The following is a 16,561-nucleotide window of genomic DNA, read 5'->3' on the forward strand; positions in this document are numbered from 1 at the left end:
CCGAGACCGCGAGGACGGGGCCGACGGGCCGGCGTACGACGAAGGGGGTGCTGCGATGGCTCTCGCGCCACCTCATCGTGCGCCCGTGACGTTGCCGGCCCGGGCCTCCGGCGACCTGCGCCGGATCCGGGTGACGTGGGAGCAGCCCGATCTGCTCGACGTCGCGTCCTACCGGGTGCACGGCCAGCACGTACGCCGCTCACCGGCCGCCCGCCTGCGACCCGCCGAGCACAACCTGATGGCCGAGGTCGACACCCCGGTCTACGCCCAGCACGACCTCAGCCCGCACGGTGAGCGGTGGGAGTACCTCGTGGTCGCGGTCGACGCCCACGGTGAGCCGTGCGCGAGCAGCGAGCCCGTCGAGGCCACCTCGACCACGTCGGTCACGGTGACGGGTACGCCGGTCGCGACCGTCGGCTCCTTCAACGGGCGTGGCCATGAGCTGGCCCTGTCGCCGTCGGGGTTCGCGCGCTACCAGTCGGTGTTCCCCGCCGACGTCGACTTCACCCATGGTCGTGACCGGCCAGACACGGCGTGGAGCTATCTGCAGCCCGGGCCGGACGACGCGTGGGCCGGGCGGCGTAGCCACCGGTTCCGTCTGCGCTTCTGGTTGGACGACGTGCCGACCGACGACCTCGACCTGGCCGTCTGGCTGACCGACCGCCATCCGGTGCGTGCAGGTGCCGCCGGTCTCACGGTCAACGGTGCGGTCATCGACCCGCTGATCTTCGCCGACGAGGTCGAAGCAGCCCCGTTGGCGGCGCCGGCCGTGCCGGGGAGAGGTGCCGGACCGGCGTACCTCGAACGCCCGGTGAGCAGGGCGTTGTTCAGGCGCGGCGAGAACGTCATCGAGATCGCCAAGGAGCAGGGCTCCTGGATCGCGTACGACGCGTTGGGCGTCTTCGCCCGACGTGCCTGACGTCGCCGGCTGCGCGGCTCAAACCCTTCCTGGTCCCGCTGGGAAGATGACCGCATGGTGACCGAGGAGCTCAGCGCGCGCAGACCGGACGTGCAGTCGATCGAGTGGCCGTGGCGCACCGAGCGCCTGGAGCTGCGACCGATCGTCGAGAGCGACGTCGAGGCGATGTACGCGCTCCGCTCCGACCCGCAGGTGCAGTGGTTCTGCGGTGGGCCGGCCATGTCGCGTGGGGACGCCCAGCGACGAGTGGCCCTCAACGTCTCGCGGATGCAGCCCGACTCCGACGAGCCCGGCATCGCCCTCGCGGTGATCGACCCGTCCGACGGTCGGATGTGGGGCGACGCGCTCATCGGGCTGAAGCCGTCCCAGGCGGTCGGGATGCACCCGACCGCCGAGTGGGAAGGCGTCATCGGCTACACGCTGCAGCGCGCGAAGTGGGGTGCGGGCTGGGGCACTGAGGTCGCAGATGCGTTGCTGCGCATCGCTTTTGAGCGGCTTGGTCTGAGACGGGTGCGTGCTGACGTGTTCGCTGGCAACGTCGCCTCCGAGCGGTTGCTGCGTCGACTCGGGATGCGCCTCGAAGGGCGCACCGTGCAGGCCGTGCTCGGCGAGGACGGCACCTGGTGGGACGACCTCCACCTGGCGATGCTGCGCGAGGAGTGGCCGACGCGCACGGTCGACCCGCAATGACGATCAAGCCGAAACCCTTGACACACATAAGGATCGAGTCATGACAACGAATTCTCTGGCGCGGCGTCTCGGGCTGAGCGACGCGGTGACGATCGGCCTGGGCTCGATGATCGGTGCAGGGCTGTTCGCGGCGTTCACCCCGGCTGCTGCCGCCGCCGGCTCGTGGCTGCTGGTCGGGCTCGTGCTCGCAGCCGTCGTGGCGTTCTGCAACGCGACGTCGTCGGGTCAGCTCGCTGCGCAGTACCCGTCGTCGGGCGGCACCTACGTCTACGGGCGCGAGCGGCTCGGGCCGTGGTGGGGCTACCTCGCCGGCTGGTGCTTCGTCATCGGCAAGACGGCGAGCTGTGCGGCGATGGCGATGACCGCTGCGGCGTACGCCGTGCCGTCCGGCTGGCAGCGCCCGGTCGCTGCAGCGGTCGTGCTCGCGATCACCGCGGTCAACCTGCGCGGCGTGACTCGAACTGCCGCGGCCACCAAGGTGATCGTGACGATCGTGCTGGCGCTGCTCGTGCTCCTGCTGGTCGCCTGCTTCGCCGGGGGAGCGGCCGACCTCGACCGTGTCTGGTCGACGAGTTCCGTTGGTGTCTATGACATCTGGCAGTCCGCCGGGTTGCTCTTCTTCGCGTTCGCGGGCTATGCGCGCATCGCCACGATGGGCGAGGAGGTACGCGACCCGCGGCGTACGATCCCGCGCGCCATCACGATCGCGCTCTCCGTCGCGGTCGTGCTGTACGCCGTCGTGGCGGTGGCCGTGCTCGCCGTCCTGGGCCCGGAGCAGCTGGCGACGACCACCGCGCCGTTGGCCGAGGCTGCCGGGTCTGCGTGGTCGTGGGCCGAGCCGCTCGTGCGCGTGGCCGGTGCACTGGCTGCCGTCGGAGCGCTGCTCGCCCTCGTCGCCGGCATCGGACGTACCTCCCTCGCGATGGCGCGCGAGGGAGACCTGCCGCGCTGGCTCGCGGCCGTGCACCCGGCGTACCACGTGCCGCACCACGCCGAGATCACCGTCGGCGTCGTCGTCGCCGCGCTCGTGCTCGTCGCGGATCTGCGTGGGGCCATTGGTTTTTCGTCGTTCGGGGTGCTGCTCTACTACGCGGTCGCCAACGCGGCGGCGTACACGCAGAGCGGTGAGCACCGGCGCTACCCCAAGGCGTTGCAGGTGCTCGGTCTGCTCGGGTGCCTGTCGCTCGTGGCGACCTTGCCCTGGAGGTCGGTGGCCCTGGGCCTGGTCGTGCTCGTCGTCGGTGTCGCCTGGCGACTGATCAGCTCCAGCGGCGGAACGCGGCAGCGGTCTCCTCGGCTGGGCAGCGACCCTCGGCAACGCTGATCACGAGGTCGTAGGCGTCGTCGAACGGCGCATCGAGCTCGATGTCGTTGAGGCCGAGAAAGACGACAGCAGAGGTCCATCCGAGTCGCTTGTTGCCGTCGACCAGCGGGTGGTTGCGGACGATCGACTCCATGAGTACGGCCGCCTTGAGATGGACATCGGGGTAGGCCTCGTCACCGAACACGGTGGAGGCCGGCCGATGCGCGGCGCTGTCCAGGAGCCCGACGTCGCGAACCGGCAGGTCACCGATCGCGTCGATGATCGTGAGCAGGTCCTCCGTCGTGAGGTAGCGGGTCACTGCGCGAGGCGGTCGAGGAGTGGGCCGTAGTTGCGCACGGCCTTCTGCGCCAGGCGGCGTACGTCCTCGCGCTGCGCGGAGCGGGCGCCCTGCTCGATGATGGCGCGGTTGACGGCGTCGTTCTTGCTGATGCCCTGCTGCTCGGCGAGGGTGGTCAGGACGCGGTCTGCTTCGTCAGTCAGGCGTACGTTGATGGCCATGGTCGATGGTACCAATCCGGTGCCATCCCGGCCGTCGACGGCGACTTGACCCTGACGTGACGTGAGGCCCGATCGTCGATGCCATGACCGAGACGCAGGAGGCAGCGGTGGCGTACACCGTCGGACAGGTGGCCCAGGAGCTCGGGGTGACCGTGCGGACCCTGCACCACTACGACCGGATCGGGCTGCTCGTGCCGAGCGAGCGGTCCACCTCCGGCTACCGCCTCTACACCGACGCCGACCTGGAGCGGCTCGCGCACATCGTGGTCTACCGGAGGCTGGAGATGCCGCTGGACGAGATCGCGCGGGTGCTCGAGTCCGGTGACGCGAGCACGCATCTGCGCCGTCAGCGCGACGCGGTCATCGCCAGGCTGAGCGAGCTGAACGAGCTCGTCGCAGCGATCGACAACGCACTGGAGAAGACCATGGCCGACGAGCCGATGACCACCGAGGACATGAAGCAGCTGTTCGGCGACAGCATCGAGGAGTACCAGGGGGAGGCGCAGGAGCGCTGGGGTGACACCGACGCCTGGAAGGAGTCGCAGCGGCGTACGAAGGGCTACACCAAGGCCGACTGGGTCGCGATCAAGGCCGAGGCCGACCAGATCCAGGAGCACCTGGCGCAGGTGTTCAAGGGTGGTGCCGCTGCCGACAGCCCCGAGGCGATGGACGCCGTCGAGGCGCACCGCGCTCACATGAACCGGTGGTTCATGACGGTGTCGCCCGAGTTCCATCGCTGCCTGGGCGACCTGTACGTCTCGGACCCGCGCTACACCGCGACGTACGACGAGGGCTTCGAGGCGCCCGGCCTCGCCCAGTGGGTGCGGGACGCGATCTACGCCAGCAGCGACCGCGCCGAGCAAGCCTGACACGCCGGATCTGCGAACGACGCTCACACCAGCAGACGACGCGCACATATCCGCGTCGTCTGCGCGTGTGAGCGTCGTTGCGTGGGGCGGGAGGCCGCAACCGGCAGGCCAGGCGTACGCCGACCCGACCGGTCGGCGTACGCCGGTGCCCGCCGTCGTACGGCTGGCCTAGGCTCATCGCCATGTCCAGCGTCGATCCAGAGCCCGGCGTCTTCATCGCGTTCGAGGGTGGTGACGGCGCGGGCAAGACGACCCAGATCGAGCGCTTGCACGGCTGGCTGTCCCAGCAGGGTCGTGAGGTCGTCGTCACCCGTGAGCCGGGCGGCACGCCGGTCGGTCAGCAGATCAGGCAGCTGGTGCTGCACGGTGACGACCTGGCCCCGCGGGCCGAGGCGTTGCTGTTCGCCGCCGACCGCGCCCACCACGTCGCAACCGTCGTACGCCCTGCGCTCGCCCGCGGTGCCGTGGTGCTGCAGGACCGCTACCTCGACTCCTCGGTCGCCTACCAGGGTGCGGGCCGCGACCTCGACGCCGACGAGGTCCAGCGCCTGTCGCTGTGGGCGACCCAGGACCTGCGCCCCGACCTGACCGTTCTGCTCGACGTCTCGCCCGAGACGGGTCGTGCGCGCCGCGGTGACGTGCACGACCGGTTGGAGAGCGAGAGCGACGACTTCCACGACCGCGTACGCCGGCACTTCCTCTCCCTCGCCGAGGCCGAGGCGCACCGCTACCTCGTGGTCGATGCGGCGTTGCCCGTCGACGAGATCGCGGCAATCGTGCAGGAGCGGGTCGCCGAGATCGTGGGTGTCGCATGAGCGGCGAGGAGGGCGCAACGCAGGTCGCGGGCGAGGCACGAGCACGCGGCCGGAGCGGAGGCCGACCGAGCGCGACCAGTGGGACGGCGACCGGCGTCTGGCAGGACGTCATCGGCCAGGAGCAGACCGTCGCGACGTTGCAGGACGCCGTTCGTGACCCGGCCCGCATGACGCACGCGTGGCTGCTCACCGGGCCGCCCGGCTCAGGGCGGTCGACGGCGGCGCGGGCGTTCGCGGCGGCGCTGCTGTGCCCCGACGGCGGGTGCGGGCAGTGTCACGAGTGCCGTACGGCCCTCGACGGCAGCCACGCCGACGTCACCGTGCTGGCCACCCAGGGCCTGTCGATCCAGGTCAAGGACGCACGTGAGCTGGCCCAGCTCGCGCAGCACCGCCCCTCGGTCGGAGCCTGGCGCATCATCGTCATCGAGGACGCCGATCGCCTCACCGAGCGCGCGGCCGACGCGCTGCTGAAGGCTCTCGAAGAGCCCGTGCCGCGCACCGTCTGGCTGCTGTGCGCGCCGTCGGTCGAGGACGTCATCATCACGATCCGCAGCCGCTCCCGACACGTGCGACTGCGTACGCCCCCGGTCGCCGCGGTGGCCGAGCTGCTCACCCGCCGCGACGGCATCGAGCCCGCGATGGCGACGTACGCTGCGCGCGCCGCCCAGTCGCACGTCGGTCTCGCGCGCCGGCTCGCTCGTGACGAGGGTGCCCGTGGTCGGCGCCGCGACATCCTGCGCCTTGCCGGGCGCGTCCGCTCGCTGGGCGACGCGATGGAGGCGGCCGCCGATCTGGCCGCGATCGCGACGCAGGAGCAGTCGGCCAGCTCGGCCGAGCGCGACGCCGCCGAGAAGGCCCGGTTGCTCGAACAGCTCGGCGCTGACCCCGAGGCCCGCACCCAGCCGCCGCACATCCGCTCGCAGCTCAACGCTCTCGAGAAGGAGCAGAAGACCCGCGCCACCCGCTTCGGGCGCGACGTCATCGACCGCTCGCTGGTCGACCTGCTCTCGATCTACCGCGACGCCCTCGTCGCGCAGGCCGGAATGCCGGTCGAGCTGGTCAACGCCGACCTGGACGACGACGTCCGCGCCCTCGCTCAGCACCTCACCTCCGAGCAGCTGCTCGGCGCGATGGACGCCATCGGCACCGCGCGCGAACGCATCGAGGCCAACGTGCCGCCGCTGCTGGCCCTGGAGGCCATGGCGATCTCACTGCGCCTGCCCCGCTGACGGCACGCTGCCGGTGACCATGTGATCGTCCCGCCCCACCTCCTTATCCGGCCGAATGCGCATGTCGCGCTAGTTGGCCAGCCTCCGAACTAGCGCGACATGCGCACTCGGCCCGGGCGGGATCGCCGCGGACGGCTGAGCCGCCGCGATCAGGTGCGTCGGTTAGCGTGCTGTCCCGACGTGCCTCCCAGGGAAGCGAGACGACAGGTGACATCGACGACAACGCGCCGGGCGTCGTACGGGCGCATGGCCGCGGTCGGCGTGATCGGGTTGGCGACCGTGCTCGCCGGCTGTGACCGCGACGCGAGCGTCGACGGGCCGAAGGGCAGCAGCTCGGCCAGCAGCGCCACCGGTACGAGCGCGGCGACGGCCGCTCCCAGCGCCGCGCTCGCGAAGTTCTACAACCAGAAGCTCACGTGGGAGGACTGCGAGACCGGCGGCTCGAAGTGCGCCAGCCTGAAGGTGCCGATCGACTACGCCAAGCCCGAGGGCGGCACGGTCAACATCGCGGTGCTGAAGTCGCCGGCCAAGGGCGACAAGAAGGGCTCGCTCGTGGTCAACCCGGGCGGCCCGGGTGGCTCCGGTGTCGACTACGCCGCGGCGGCCGACTACGTCGTGAGCGACAAGGTGCGCAAGGCGTACGACGTCGTGGGCTTCGACCCGCGGGGCGTGCAGCGTTCGGCACCCATCACCTGCCTCGACGACCAGCAGCTCGACGGCTACCTCGGCGCTGACCCGAGCCCGGACGACAAGGCCGAGGAGGCGGCGTTCATGAAGGGCGCCAAGGGCTTCGGCGACGCCTGCAAGACCAAGGCCGGACCGCTGCTCGGCCACGTGTCGACGGTCGAGGCGGCCAAGGACATGGACGTGCTGCGCGCGGCCCTCGGCGAGCCCCGGCTGGACTACCTCGGCAAGTCGTACGGCACCTTCCTCGGGTCGACGTACGCCGACCAGTTCCCTACTCGCGTGGGCAAGTTCGTGCTCGACGGCGTGGTGGCGCCCGACCTCACCAACACCGAGATGAACAAGGGCCAGGCGGAGGGGTTCGAGCGCGCGACCCGGGCCTACGTCAAGGACTGCGTCGCGAACGGCAGCTGCCCGCTCGGCTCGACACAGGCCGCCGGCGAGCAGAAGATCCGCGACTTCCTCAAGCAGGTCGACGCCACGCCGATCCCCGTCACCAACGACGACAAGGTCACCCGCCTCACCGAGGGCTGGGCGTCGATGGGCATCGCCGCCGCGATGTACGACCAGGGCAGCTGGGGGCAGCTGACGACCGCTCTGCAGAACGCGTTCAACGGCGACGGCAACGCGCTGATGGGCCTGGCCAACACCTACGCCGAGCGTGACAGCAGCGGCTCCTACAGCGGCAACATCATGCAGGCGATCAACGCGGTCAACTGCCTCGACCGGCAGGGCAGCGCCGACACCGCGTCGTACGAGAAGGACCAGGCGGCCTTCGCCAAGACCGCGCCGACGTTCGGGCCGATGCTCGCGTGGGGCACGGCGATCTGCGGGTCGTGGCCGGTCAAGGCGACGGGCGCTCCCAAGAAGATCACCGCTGCCGGCTCCGACCCGATCCTGGTCATCGGCACGACCCGCGACCCGGCCACGCCGTACGAGTGGTCGCAGCGCCTCGCCGCGATGCTGCAGAACGGTCGGCTGATCACGTACGACGGTGACGGCCACACGGCGTACCGCCGCTCCAACGCGTGCGTCGACAACGCCGTGGACGCCTACCTGCTGCAGGGCAAGGACCCGGGCAAGAACGTGAAGTGCTGACGGGCGCGCCGCCCTCGATCTCGCGGTACGTCACACGGTGAGCGGCAGCTCGCGGTGGGTCACATCGTGAGCGCGCCCGGGCCGAGGGCGGCCGATTTCGAGGTGGCGCCGGGCCGTGCGTATACTCGGTGCGCGTCCGCGGCGATCCCGCGGACGCTTGCCGCCTTAGCTCAGTCGGCCAGAGCGATTCACTCGTAATGAATAGGTCATCGGTTCGATTCCGATAGGCGGCTCCACCTCAGCAGCGCCTCGACTCCGGTCGGGGCGCTGCTGGCGTCTGCGGGGACTCGCGGGCGAAGTCGTGGCGCGCGACCGCGTCCGTGCGCATGATGGTCGGGCCACGTCAGCGGACGAGGGGAGGACCATGAAGGCGACCATCGCAGGAGCAGCGATCGCGCTCGTCCTCACCGGGTGCGCAGGCAGCCCGAGCGAAGGCACCGAGCACGCTCCCGGCGGCACCCCGACCGTCACTCATCCGACCGGCGTCGCCCAGGCGTGGTGGTACGACAACCAGGTGCACGCCACGGACTCCGCAGCCCGTACGAGCGCGCAGGCCCAGGTGGTCGGCGACCCCGTGCCGATCGCCCGCCGCATCCCCGGGTGCGTCCTCCCGAAGGGCGCCGTCGCGGTGCCGTGGGACGACGGCGGTGGCACGGTGCAGTGCACGCTCGCCGGCACGAACCCCGCCGGCGCCCCGGTGTGGACGACCGTCAACGTCCGGACCTTCCGCAAGACGCCCACCCCGCAGCAGGTCACCGCCGAGCGTGCCGGTCGTCCGGCCGTCGTCGGGTCGCAGTTCGTCGTCAGCTTCATCGGCCCGCAGGGTGGTCAGCCACCCGCCGGGACGGCGTACCGCGTGATGCTCGCGGTCGGCGGACGCATCGCGCAGTAGCGGGACGAGGAGCTCAGCGGTCGTCGTACGCCGGTCTGGACGACGGCTGGCGCGTGAGACCGTGCGTACACGACAATGGCCGCCGACGACCGGACGGAGAAGTAGATGAGGGGCAGGCCCGCACTGCTCGCCACGACGGCTGGCATGGCACTCGCGATCAGTGGATGTGGCGGTGAGGCCGACGCGCCACCCACCAGTCAGGCCGCAGTGACGGTCAACGCGAGCGACGACGGGGCGAGCGCCACGCCGTCGCAGGTCGGGGTCTCACCGTTCGGCGAGGAGCGCTCGTCCTCCACCGGCGCCGCCGTCACCGTCGAGAAGCCGCGCCGGGTGTCCCTCAAGGACGACGCCGTCGACCACAACCAGAAGTACGCCGCCGTGCGCATCACCTTGACCAACGGTGGCAGCAGCCCGTTCCCGTCGTCCGAGGTGTCGTTCACCGGCGCCTGCTCCAACAAGCCCGCCGTGTCGCCGAAGGCCGACATCGGTGACACGGGCATGGCCTACGGGCCGGTCAACCGCTACGTCCAGCCCGGCCGCCAGGTGCGCTTCCAGCTGGTCTACACCTGCCCGGAGCCTGAGTCGCTGAGCATCACCGCGGCGATCGCCGAGGGACCGTTCGCGACGTTCGCCGGCGCCTGAGCCCGCGCGGCGGTCGGCTACCGTCGCGCCATGCTGATCGAGTCCGGTGACGTCCGCATCCTCGGCGTCACCCCTGCCCGTGCGCGGGTGACGTTCTCCTCGGGCGCCGACGACGGGCCGCGCGCGCTGCGGCTCGACGGCGATGCGGCGTACGAGCTGAGCCACTGGTGCGGCACCTGCCCGTTGCTGTTCCAGCGGCAGTCGGGTGCGGCCAGCACGACCTCGCTGGAGCGCCTGGCCGACCTGCTCACCGACGGCATCGGCGAGATCGACGAGGACGTCGTCGCGGCGTACGCCACGCTGCTGGAGCGGGGGCGCTACCTGCCGCTGCTCCTGCAGGTCCGGCCACGGATGGTGCGCCCGACGGACGCCGACGACTACTTCTCGCACGAGCAGGTCTCCACCTGGGGCATCGACCCGTTCTGGGGGCTGCCGGAGTCGCCGCGGGTGGCGTACTACCGCACCTGGGAGTCCGAGGTCGCGGGCGATGCCCACCTGTACGAGTTCGTGGTGCCCATGGTGGCGCCGACCCAGAACGACCGGGCACGGGTCGCCGAGCTGCGCGCCGCGTTGCGTCCGACCATGACCGCGGTGGCGGTCTCGACGCTCGACGTGTGCGAGCCCGCGCTGGACCTGCATGACGACTACTACGCGCACTGGGGCCTCACGCACTTCCTGCTCGACGGGCACCACAAGATGGAGGCCGCGGCCGAGGCGGGTGAGCCGATCCAGCTGCTCTCGTTGGTCAACCTCGACGCGAGTCTTGCTGTGCCAGAACAGATCTCACGCCTGGTGGACGTACGCAACCGGCCGGCTGCACGTCGTACAGCCGGCCGGTCGTGAGGTCGTCCGCTCAGAGAACGGGTGCGTTCGGGAGGCAGGGCACGAAGACGTTGGCGCTCGGGTCGAGCGCCTTCTTGGTGAGGCCGATCGTGCGCCAGCTGTAGATAATCGACAGGTGGTCGCTGAAGTCGATCGCGCAGCCGTCCTGCAGGGTGATGTTCTTGACGGTCGCACCGGGGCCTGCCGTGAGGAAGGTGCGGGTGTAGGGCGTGGTGACCTCGTCGTACTTCGTGCCGATCACCGTGTAGCTCACACCGGGCACGGTGTCGCCGTTGGCGTTGAGCTCCTGCTGGAACGGCGAGTCGATGGTCTGGTCGACAGCAGCCTGGCCGAGGACCGGCGGCGTGGAGTCGAGGATCCCGATCTTCTGGGCGAGGGTCGCGAGGCCGCTCAGGGTCGTGCCGTGGTGGGTGGCGCCGTAGGTGATGAGGTTCTTGACCTTGTTGTTGGCGGGGTTGCTAGGGTCGGCGCCGCCGTAGAACTGCAGGTACGAGCGGGCCGCGATCCCACCCTGCGACCAGCCGACCATGTCGACCTGCTTGCTGCCGGTGGAGGCGGTCACCTTGTCGACGAACGCCGCGATCTCGCCGCCGGAGGGCTTGATGGCCGCCGTGGCGTAGACCCCCGGGATCTTCCCGAGCACCGAGTCGTTCTCGTCGCCGTAGTTGAGGCCGTAGACGCAGTAGCCGGCCTTCTTCAGCTCGGGCGAGATGAGTGCGAACGAGTCGTAGCGGTTGGCCCAGGTGCCGTGCACGAGCACGACAGGACGAGGGTGTGCCGCACTCGGCTTACAGCTCCAGTCGTTCATGCCCGGCGCGACCGCGGTGGGGACTGCGGTCGCGTAGGCCTTGGCGGCCAGGAAGCCCAGCTGCACCGGTCCGACAGGATCTTCGGCAGCGCTGGCGGACTGGGGCATGGCGGCGACCAGAGCGGTCGCGCCGGTGAGGACTGCTGAGACGAGGATGCCGCGCTTCGGCATGGAAATGCCTCCGAGGGTGGGGGACGATGAGCAGACGCCCACCGTGTGAGCAAGATCACCTAATCTCCAGTATGTGTCAAGGGTCACACTGTCCTGATGCGATCCACTCGGGCGTTCACGCTGGGACTCGACGCGGTCCGGCGGGCGCAGTCCGAGCCCGGCCCGACCGGGCGGCCGCTGCTGCCCGGTGCGGTGGCGCTCGCGATGGTCGACGGTGAGGTCGTCGCGTGTGAGGCCTCCGGGTGGGCGGTGCTGTACGCCGACCGCGCCGGCCGCGAGGTGCCCGTCGCCGAGCGGGTGCCGATGGCCGCCGACACCCGGTTCGACATCGCCTCGATCAGCAAGGTGTTCACGACGCTCGTGCTGACCCAGATGGTCGAGGAGGGTGCGGTCGACCTCGCGAGCCCGGTGGTGGCGTACCTGCCCGAGTTCGTCGAGAAGGACGACGTGACGGTCGAGCAGCTGGCCGTCCACACGAGCGGTCTGCCGTGGTGGCTGCCGCTGTGGAGCGACTGGCCGACGCGTGAGGCACGCCTCGAGGCGGTGCTCCGCTGCCCGTTGGAGGCGCCGGCGGGCACGCGCTACACCTACAGCGACCTCAACCTCATCACGCTCCAGCTGGTGATCGAGGCGGTGACCGGTCTGTCGCTCGAACTCCTTGTGCTGCAACGGATCACGGGTCCGCTGGGGATGGAGCACACGTCGTTCGGACGGGTCCTCACCGAGCTGTGCGCGGCCACCGAGGACGAGGTCGAGGCCGGTCGCGGCCTGGTGCGCGGCGTCGTCCACGACGAGAACGCCTGGTCACTCGGCGGGGTCAGCGGCCACGCCGGACTGTTCTCGACCGCCGGCGACCTGGCCCTGCTCGCCCGGTGTCTGATGGACGAGGGGCGGTACGACGGTGGCCGCCTCCTCGGCGCGCCCGGCCTCGACCTGGTGACCCGTGACCTACGTGGTGTCGAGGGAGAGGCGCACAGTCTGGCGTTCGAGATCGACCGGCCCGCCTGGATGGGCCGGCTCAGCGGGCCGCGGACGATCGGTCACACGGGGTTCACCGGCACCTCGCTGGTGGTCGACCTCGACCGACGAGCGGCGGCCGTGCTGCTCACCAACAGGGTGCATCCCAGCCGTGAGCTCGGCTCGATCCACCCGGTCCGAGCAGCCTGGGCCTCAGCCGTGGCCGATGCGCTCGACTGACGGACGCTGCTCCTCGACCAGCCGCAGCGCGCCACCGATCGCGCCGCCGAGGGCGCACAGGCAGATGAACAGGTACGCCAGCGTCTCGCCGTGCGTGACACCGGAGGCGCCCCACTCGTCCCTGGCGATCACGGCGACGTTGATCAGCGTGGTGAGCGTGCTGCTCATGACGACCGCGCTTCCGACGAACCCGAGCGTGAGCCAGCGGACCCGCAGCCGCGCCCCGCGCAGGAGCGCGGCGTACGCCAGCGCCCCGGCGAGCGCGAGGGCCGCGTTGACGACGAGGAACACGCGCTGGGCGGTCGACGGGTCCTCGAAGTCGCCACCGCCGGTGATCGACCAGCGGGTCGAGATCACGGCGTACCCGAGGGCGGCCGGGACGAAGAACCAGCCGAGCAGGTTCTGCAGCGGGCGGGTCAGGCCGGCCCCGTCGCGGAGGCGTCCGCCACCGAGCGCGAGCGGCCAGCGGTCACGCGCGTACAGCACGAACCCGGCCAGCAGCAGCACCGCCTCGACGGCGAAGCCGGAGTAGACCGTGAAGAACACCCACGGTGCGAGGTCCTCCTCGCTCGATACCGGGCTGCCTCCGCCGGTGGCGAGCTGCAGGAGTGTGCCGGTCGGGGTGCCGATGCCGATCGGGACGAGCAGCCCTGCTCCGATCCACAGCGGACCAGCGATCGCGAAGGTCGGGATCCGCCGGCTGATCGGGTGAATCAGCAGCACTGCCAACAGGATTGCGACCAGGTCCATGCCGACGGTCATGATGTTGGCGCCACGGGTGTCGGTCACGAAGTCGTCGGTCTTGGCGCCGACGCCCCAGCCGAGGATTCAGGCGGTCTTGAGCGTGACGTACGGCAGGCACGCCAGGATCGTGGCGATGCACAAGCGGGTACGCCGTCGGTCGGTCGGCGGCCACGCCGCAGGTGTCGGAGGTGGAGCGGTGAGCGTCGTCATGCGCTCAGGCTCGGCGGCCGGCGCACGACGGTGCCTCCCCTGAGCGGACGACTCTTGTCACCCGCCCGGGGGAGCGGCGCTCACAGGCGCGGGTCGACCAGCAGCAGCTCGGTGTCGCGGTCGCCGGCGGCGCCCTCCTGCGAGAGGTCGGCGTGGATGTCGTTGAACGACAGCTCACGGTAGAGCGACGCCAGCGCGGACTGGGTGCCCGCGTCGTACGACGACTGGTAGGGCGCGGCTGACTCGATGAGGGTGGTGAACAGCGACAGCGTGCCGTCCTTGTTGTCGCACACGTCGATGATGCGGGCCTGCTGTGGGAAGTCGACGTGCGAGGCGGTGTTGATCTCCCAGAACGCGCGGCGCGGGTCGGCGTGCCCCTGCGCCGTGATCGCGTTGCGGTGGGTGTGGCCGTTGACCCAGGCGAGCACGTTGGGGAAGTCGTGCAGCATGCGCAGCAGCTCGAAGCCGGCGTGCCGCAGCTCGGGCTTGGCCGGGTCCATCAGGATGTTGCTCATCGAGGCCGACGTGTGGTGGCTGAACAGCACGAAGTACTCGTCCTCGACCGCGTGCGTGTGCTTGAAGCCCCAGTCCCAGTAGGTGCTCGACCCGGCCTGCAGGCGCTTCTTGAGCCAGCGCCACTGCTCGTCGCCGATCGAGCCCTCGGTGAAGCCGGCCCGGTTGGTCGAGTCCATGGCGATGCCGGTGACGCCCGGGGCGATCGGGAACGCGTAGTAGCCGCGGCCGGTGGCCGCTGCCTCCTCGTCGAACCCGTGGCCGAACGGGCCCGGTCCGGTGTACGCCGCGCGCCGGTGCCGCTCGATGTACTCGACCGGGGTGAACGGGCGCCGGCGCGAGTCGGGCGTGACCTTCCAGCCGGAGGTCATCGTGCCGTCCTGGTTGAGGATCGCGGTGCTCTGGGTGCGCAGTGCGTCCTGCAGCGCGGCGTTGCTCGTGCTGTCGGCGAACCCGGTGAACTTGAAGCTGTCGGTGTAGACGGCGTCCAGGCCGAGGAAGTTCGACGGCAGCGTGCCCTCGATCGAGTCGTCGTGGTTGCCGAAGACGGAGTACCAGGGCGTGTCGAGACCGGCGCTCTTGTGCGGAGCGGTCGCGCGGCCGAAAAAGCCTGGGAGAGTGGGGAATCCGGCCTTCTTGTAGCGGTCCTGGACGGTCAGCTCAGGGTTGTAGTAGTTGCTGTCGCCGCCGGACTGGACGCCTTCCCAGTGGGTCGAGTCGCCCGTGCTGGCGGTGATCGTGCCGCCACTCATCGCGGTGAGGAACCAGTCGAGCTCGACGTCCTCGTGGTTGTCGGTGTTGTCGCCGGTCGACACGACGCAGTCGAACGGGCGACCGCTGAACGGGCCGACCTTGATGTCGTTGACGCGCTTGACGAGCTGGGCGGCGCCATGGGTGCCGAGGGCCTCCTGCGGGCGGAACGCCGAGCCGGTGATGTCGTGCAGGAACTCGAACCGCATCGGCGACTGGGCGTCGATCATGTGCAGGTCGGTGAAGTGCACGATCGACGCCAGCGGGGTACGCCGGTCGTCGCGGTCGGCCTTGCCCGTCGCCAGGTCGTTGCGCACCGTCAGGGCGTAGCCGGGGCCGGCCGTGAGGCGGCGGTAGCCCGAGGCGCCGGCGGGTGAGGCGGCCTGCTCCAACGTCGTACCGGCGGTGCTGACCGCCCGCTGCGCTCCGAGGCGCAGGCGCTGGTCGAGCGCGTACGCCGAGCTGCCGCGCCCACAGCTGAGGGCGACGGCTCCGATGCCGCCGGCACCGGCGAGCAGGAACGAGCGACGGTTGATCGAGGACATCGGGAGACTCCAGCAGTTCGACACAGGTGGTGGCCCGATCATGCCTTGGTCACATGACCAAGAGGTGACGAACGAGCAGCCGACTTCTGTCGCACCGGTGCCACGAGAGACGGATGCCCACGAGTTGATGGGGACCCCGACGGATGTCGGGGTCCTCATCAACGGAAGGGGTGGCGCCGTCGAGAGACCGGCCTCTCGACGGGGGGTCAGGCGCGGGAGGCGCCGCCTCGGGCGCTGCGGATGCGGTCGATCACGGCGTCCGCGACGTCCTCGGCGTTCAGCTCGGGCAGCCAGTGGCCGGCGTCGAGCTCGATGAACGCGTAGTCGGCCTCGACGTACTCCTCGGTCATCTCGGCGGCCGCGCGCCCGAGGGCGAAGTCGTTGCGGCCCCAGATGTACGTGGTCGGTACGACGACGCCCGGCCGTCGCGTGTGAGGCACCGTGCCGCGCACCTTCTTCGCCTGGCGGGCCGCACGCAGCGCCTTCAGCTGCGAGGCCGGCATCGCGCGGTACCAGTTGAGCGGCCCGGTGAGGGAGTCGGGCGAGCTGAACCGGGCGACGTACCGGTCGATGTCGCTCGCGTCGAGGCCGGCGTACGTCTTGCGCAGCGTCCCCGGGATGACGCGCTCGGGATGACAGGCAGCTGGAAGAACCCCATGTACCAGCTCTTGCGCGCCTGGTCGAGCGTGCCGAACGCGCGCACCAGGGCGTCGGGGTGCGGGGTCGAGAGCACCGTCACGGTGCGCACCCGCTGTGCCGCGAGCTGGGCGAGCGACCATGCGACGGCGCCGCCCCAGTCGTGGCCGACGACGTGAAAACGCTGCACTCCCAACGCATCCATCGCAGCGAGCGCGTCGGCGACGAGGTGCTTCATGTCGTACGCCGACCGCCCGGCCGGCCGCGCGCCGGGGGAGTAGCCGCGCTGGTCGAAGGTGACCGTGCGCAGGCCGGCGTCGTGCAGCGGGGGCAGGACGCGGTCGTACGCGTGCTGGTCCTGCGGGAAGCCGTGCAGCAGCAGCACGACCTCTCCGTCGCGCGGGCCGGAGTCGATGAGGTCGAAGGTCAGGCCGTCGTTGGCGAAGGTGTCCACGCGCTCCACCGTAGGCGCCGCTCTCAGCAT

At 70.6% G+C, this 16,561-nt stretch carries 19 protein-coding genes and 1 tRNA gene; 12 read left to right on the forward strand and 8 right to left on the reverse strand.

Going from position 1 to position 16,561, the window contains the following annotated elements:
* Positions 1-85: 85 nt before the first annotated feature.
* The 3 genes from VV01_RS01570 to VV01_RS01580 are packed head-to-tail and all read left to right on the forward strand — an operon-like array spanning position 86 to position 2,933.
* A complete protein-coding gene (locus VV01_RS01570; protein WP_050668352.1) occupies positions 86-919 on the forward strand; it encodes a hypothetical protein in 834 nt (277 codons plus the stop codon).
* A 54-nt stretch (positions 920-973) separates the two neighbouring features.
* Complete coding sequence (locus VV01_RS01575) at positions 974-1,609, forward strand: GNAT family N-acetyltransferase (RefSeq protein WP_050668353.1); 636 nt, start codon at positions 974-976, stop codon at positions 1,607-1,609.
* Between the two features lie 40 nt (positions 1,610-1,649).
* Positions 1,650-2,933, forward strand: coding sequence for an APC family permease (locus tag VV01_RS01580; protein ID WP_050668354.1), 1,284 nt, complete (start codon positions 1,650-1,652; stop codon positions 2,931-2,933).
* Here VV01_RS01580 and VV01_RS01585 read toward each other — a convergent pair.
* Positions 2,869-3,231, reverse strand: coding sequence for a type II toxin-antitoxin system death-on-curing family toxin (locus tag VV01_RS01585; RefSeq protein ID WP_050668355.1), 363 nt, complete (start codon positions 3,229-3,231; stop codon positions 2,869-2,871). The two genes, VV01_RS01580 and VV01_RS01585, sit on opposite strands and share 65 nt — an antisense overlap.
* Positions 3,228-3,431 (reverse strand): CopG family transcriptional regulator, encoded by a 204-nt coding sequence (locus tag VV01_RS01590; protein ID WP_071606254.1) that lies wholly within the window; start codon positions 3,429-3,431, stop codon positions 3,228-3,230. Before VV01_RS01590 ends, VV01_RS01585 begins: the two co-directional genes overlap by 4 nt.
* Before the next feature lie 83 nt (positions 3,432-3,514).
* Here VV01_RS01590 and VV01_RS01595 point away from each other — a divergent pair, with 83 nt between their 5' ends.
* The 8 genes from VV01_RS01595 to VV01_RS01630 all read left to right on the forward strand — a co-directional run bounded on the left by VV01_RS01595 (position 3,515) and on the right by VV01_RS01630 (position 10,503).
* Positions 3,515-4,300 carry a MerR family transcriptional regulator gene (locus VV01_RS01595; protein WP_050668356.1) on the forward strand — a complete coding sequence of 262 codons (786 nt, stop codon included), beginning with the start codon at positions 3,515-3,517 and terminating at the stop codon, positions 4,298-4,300.
* Between the two features lie 182 nt (positions 4,301-4,482).
* Positions 4,483-5,115, forward strand: coding sequence for a dTMP kinase (gene tmk, locus VV01_RS01600; protein ID WP_050668357.1), 633 nt, complete (start codon positions 4,483-4,485; stop codon positions 5,113-5,115).
* Positions 5,112-6,344, forward strand: coding sequence for a DNA polymerase III subunit delta' (locus VV01_RS01605; RefSeq protein ID WP_082220780.1), 1,233 nt, complete (start codon positions 5,112-5,114; stop codon positions 6,342-6,344). Before tmk ends, VV01_RS01605 begins: the two co-directional genes overlap by 4 nt.
* Positions 6,345-6,551: 207 nt before the next feature.
* Entirely contained in the window at positions 6,552-8,126 is a 1,575-nt protein-coding gene (locus VV01_RS01610; RefSeq protein ID WP_231635130.1) for an alpha/beta hydrolase, read from the forward strand.
* A gap of 159 nt (positions 8,127-8,285) precedes the next feature.
* Positions 8,286-8,362: transfer RNA gene (locus VV01_RS01615), tRNA-Thr, on the forward strand.
* A gap of 128 nt (positions 8,363-8,490) precedes the next feature.
* Positions 8,491-9,018 carry a hypothetical protein gene (locus VV01_RS01620; RefSeq protein ID WP_050668359.1) on the forward strand — a complete coding sequence of 176 codons (528 nt, stop codon included), beginning with the start codon at positions 8,491-8,493 and terminating at the stop codon, positions 9,016-9,018.
* A 105-nt stretch (positions 9,019-9,123) separates the two neighbouring features.
* The gene (locus VV01_RS01625; RefSeq protein WP_157508698.1) at positions 9,124-9,660 is read left to right on the forward strand and encodes a hypothetical protein; all 537 of its coding nucleotides are present in this window, start codon (positions 9,124-9,126) and stop codon (positions 9,658-9,660) included.
* Positions 9,661-9,690: 30 nt separating this feature from the next.
* A complete protein-coding gene (locus tag VV01_RS01630; RefSeq protein ID WP_050668361.1) occupies positions 9,691-10,503 on the forward strand; it encodes a hypothetical protein in 813 nt (270 codons plus the stop codon).
* A 10-nt stretch (positions 10,504-10,513) separates the two neighbouring features.
* Here VV01_RS01630 and VV01_RS01635 read toward each other — a convergent pair whose 3' ends face one another.
* Positions 10,514-11,482, reverse strand: coding sequence for an esterase/lipase family protein (locus VV01_RS01635; RefSeq protein WP_050668362.1), 969 nt, complete (start codon positions 11,480-11,482; stop codon positions 10,514-10,516).
* A gap of 96 nt (positions 11,483-11,578) precedes the next feature.
* Between VV01_RS01635 and VV01_RS01640 the strand changes: the two genes are divergently transcribed.
* Positions 11,579-12,679, forward strand: a complete 1,101-nt coding sequence (locus VV01_RS01640) for a serine hydrolase domain-containing protein (RefSeq protein WP_050668363.1) — start codon at positions 11,579-11,581, stop codon at positions 12,677-12,679.
* On the opposite strand, the gene VV01_RS01645 is transcribed toward VV01_RS01640, so the two are convergent.
* The 5 genes from VV01_RS01645 to VV01_RS01655 form a co-directional block, all read right to left on the reverse strand.
* On the reverse strand, positions 12,653-13,468 hold the full coding sequence (locus VV01_RS01645; RefSeq protein WP_050668364.1) for a hypothetical protein: 816 nt from the start codon (positions 13,466-13,468) through the stop codon (positions 12,653-12,655). The two genes, VV01_RS01640 and VV01_RS01645, sit on opposite strands and share 27 nt — an antisense overlap.
* 39 nt (positions 13,469-13,507) lie before the next feature.
* Positions 13,508-13,633, reverse strand: a complete 126-nt coding sequence (locus VV01_RS24575; protein ID WP_269431107.1) for a hypothetical protein — start codon at positions 13,631-13,633, stop codon at positions 13,508-13,510.
* An 80-nt stretch (positions 13,634-13,713) separates the two neighbouring features.
* Positions 13,714-15,441, reverse strand: coding sequence for a TIGR03767 family metallophosphoesterase (locus VV01_RS01650; protein WP_050668365.1), 1,728 nt, complete (start codon positions 15,439-15,441; stop codon positions 13,714-13,716).
* A gap of 206 nt (positions 15,442-15,647) precedes the next feature.
* Complete coding sequence (locus VV01_RS24740; protein WP_331456401.1) at positions 15,648-15,944, reverse strand: alpha/beta fold hydrolase; 297 nt, start codon at positions 15,942-15,944, stop codon at positions 15,648-15,650.
* Positions 15,926-16,531, reverse strand: a complete 606-nt coding sequence (locus VV01_RS01655) for an alpha/beta fold hydrolase (RefSeq protein WP_331456402.1) — start codon at positions 16,529-16,531, stop codon at positions 15,926-15,928. The genes VV01_RS24740 and VV01_RS01655 overlap by 19 nt, the downstream gene beginning before the upstream one ends.
* Positions 16,532-16,561 lie beyond the last annotated feature (30 nt).

Origin of the sequence: Luteipulveratus halotolerans, assembly GCF_001247745.1 — a bacterium.
Lineage (GTDB): Bacteria > Actinomycetota > Actinomycetes > Actinomycetales > Dermatophilaceae > Luteipulveratus > Luteipulveratus halotolerans.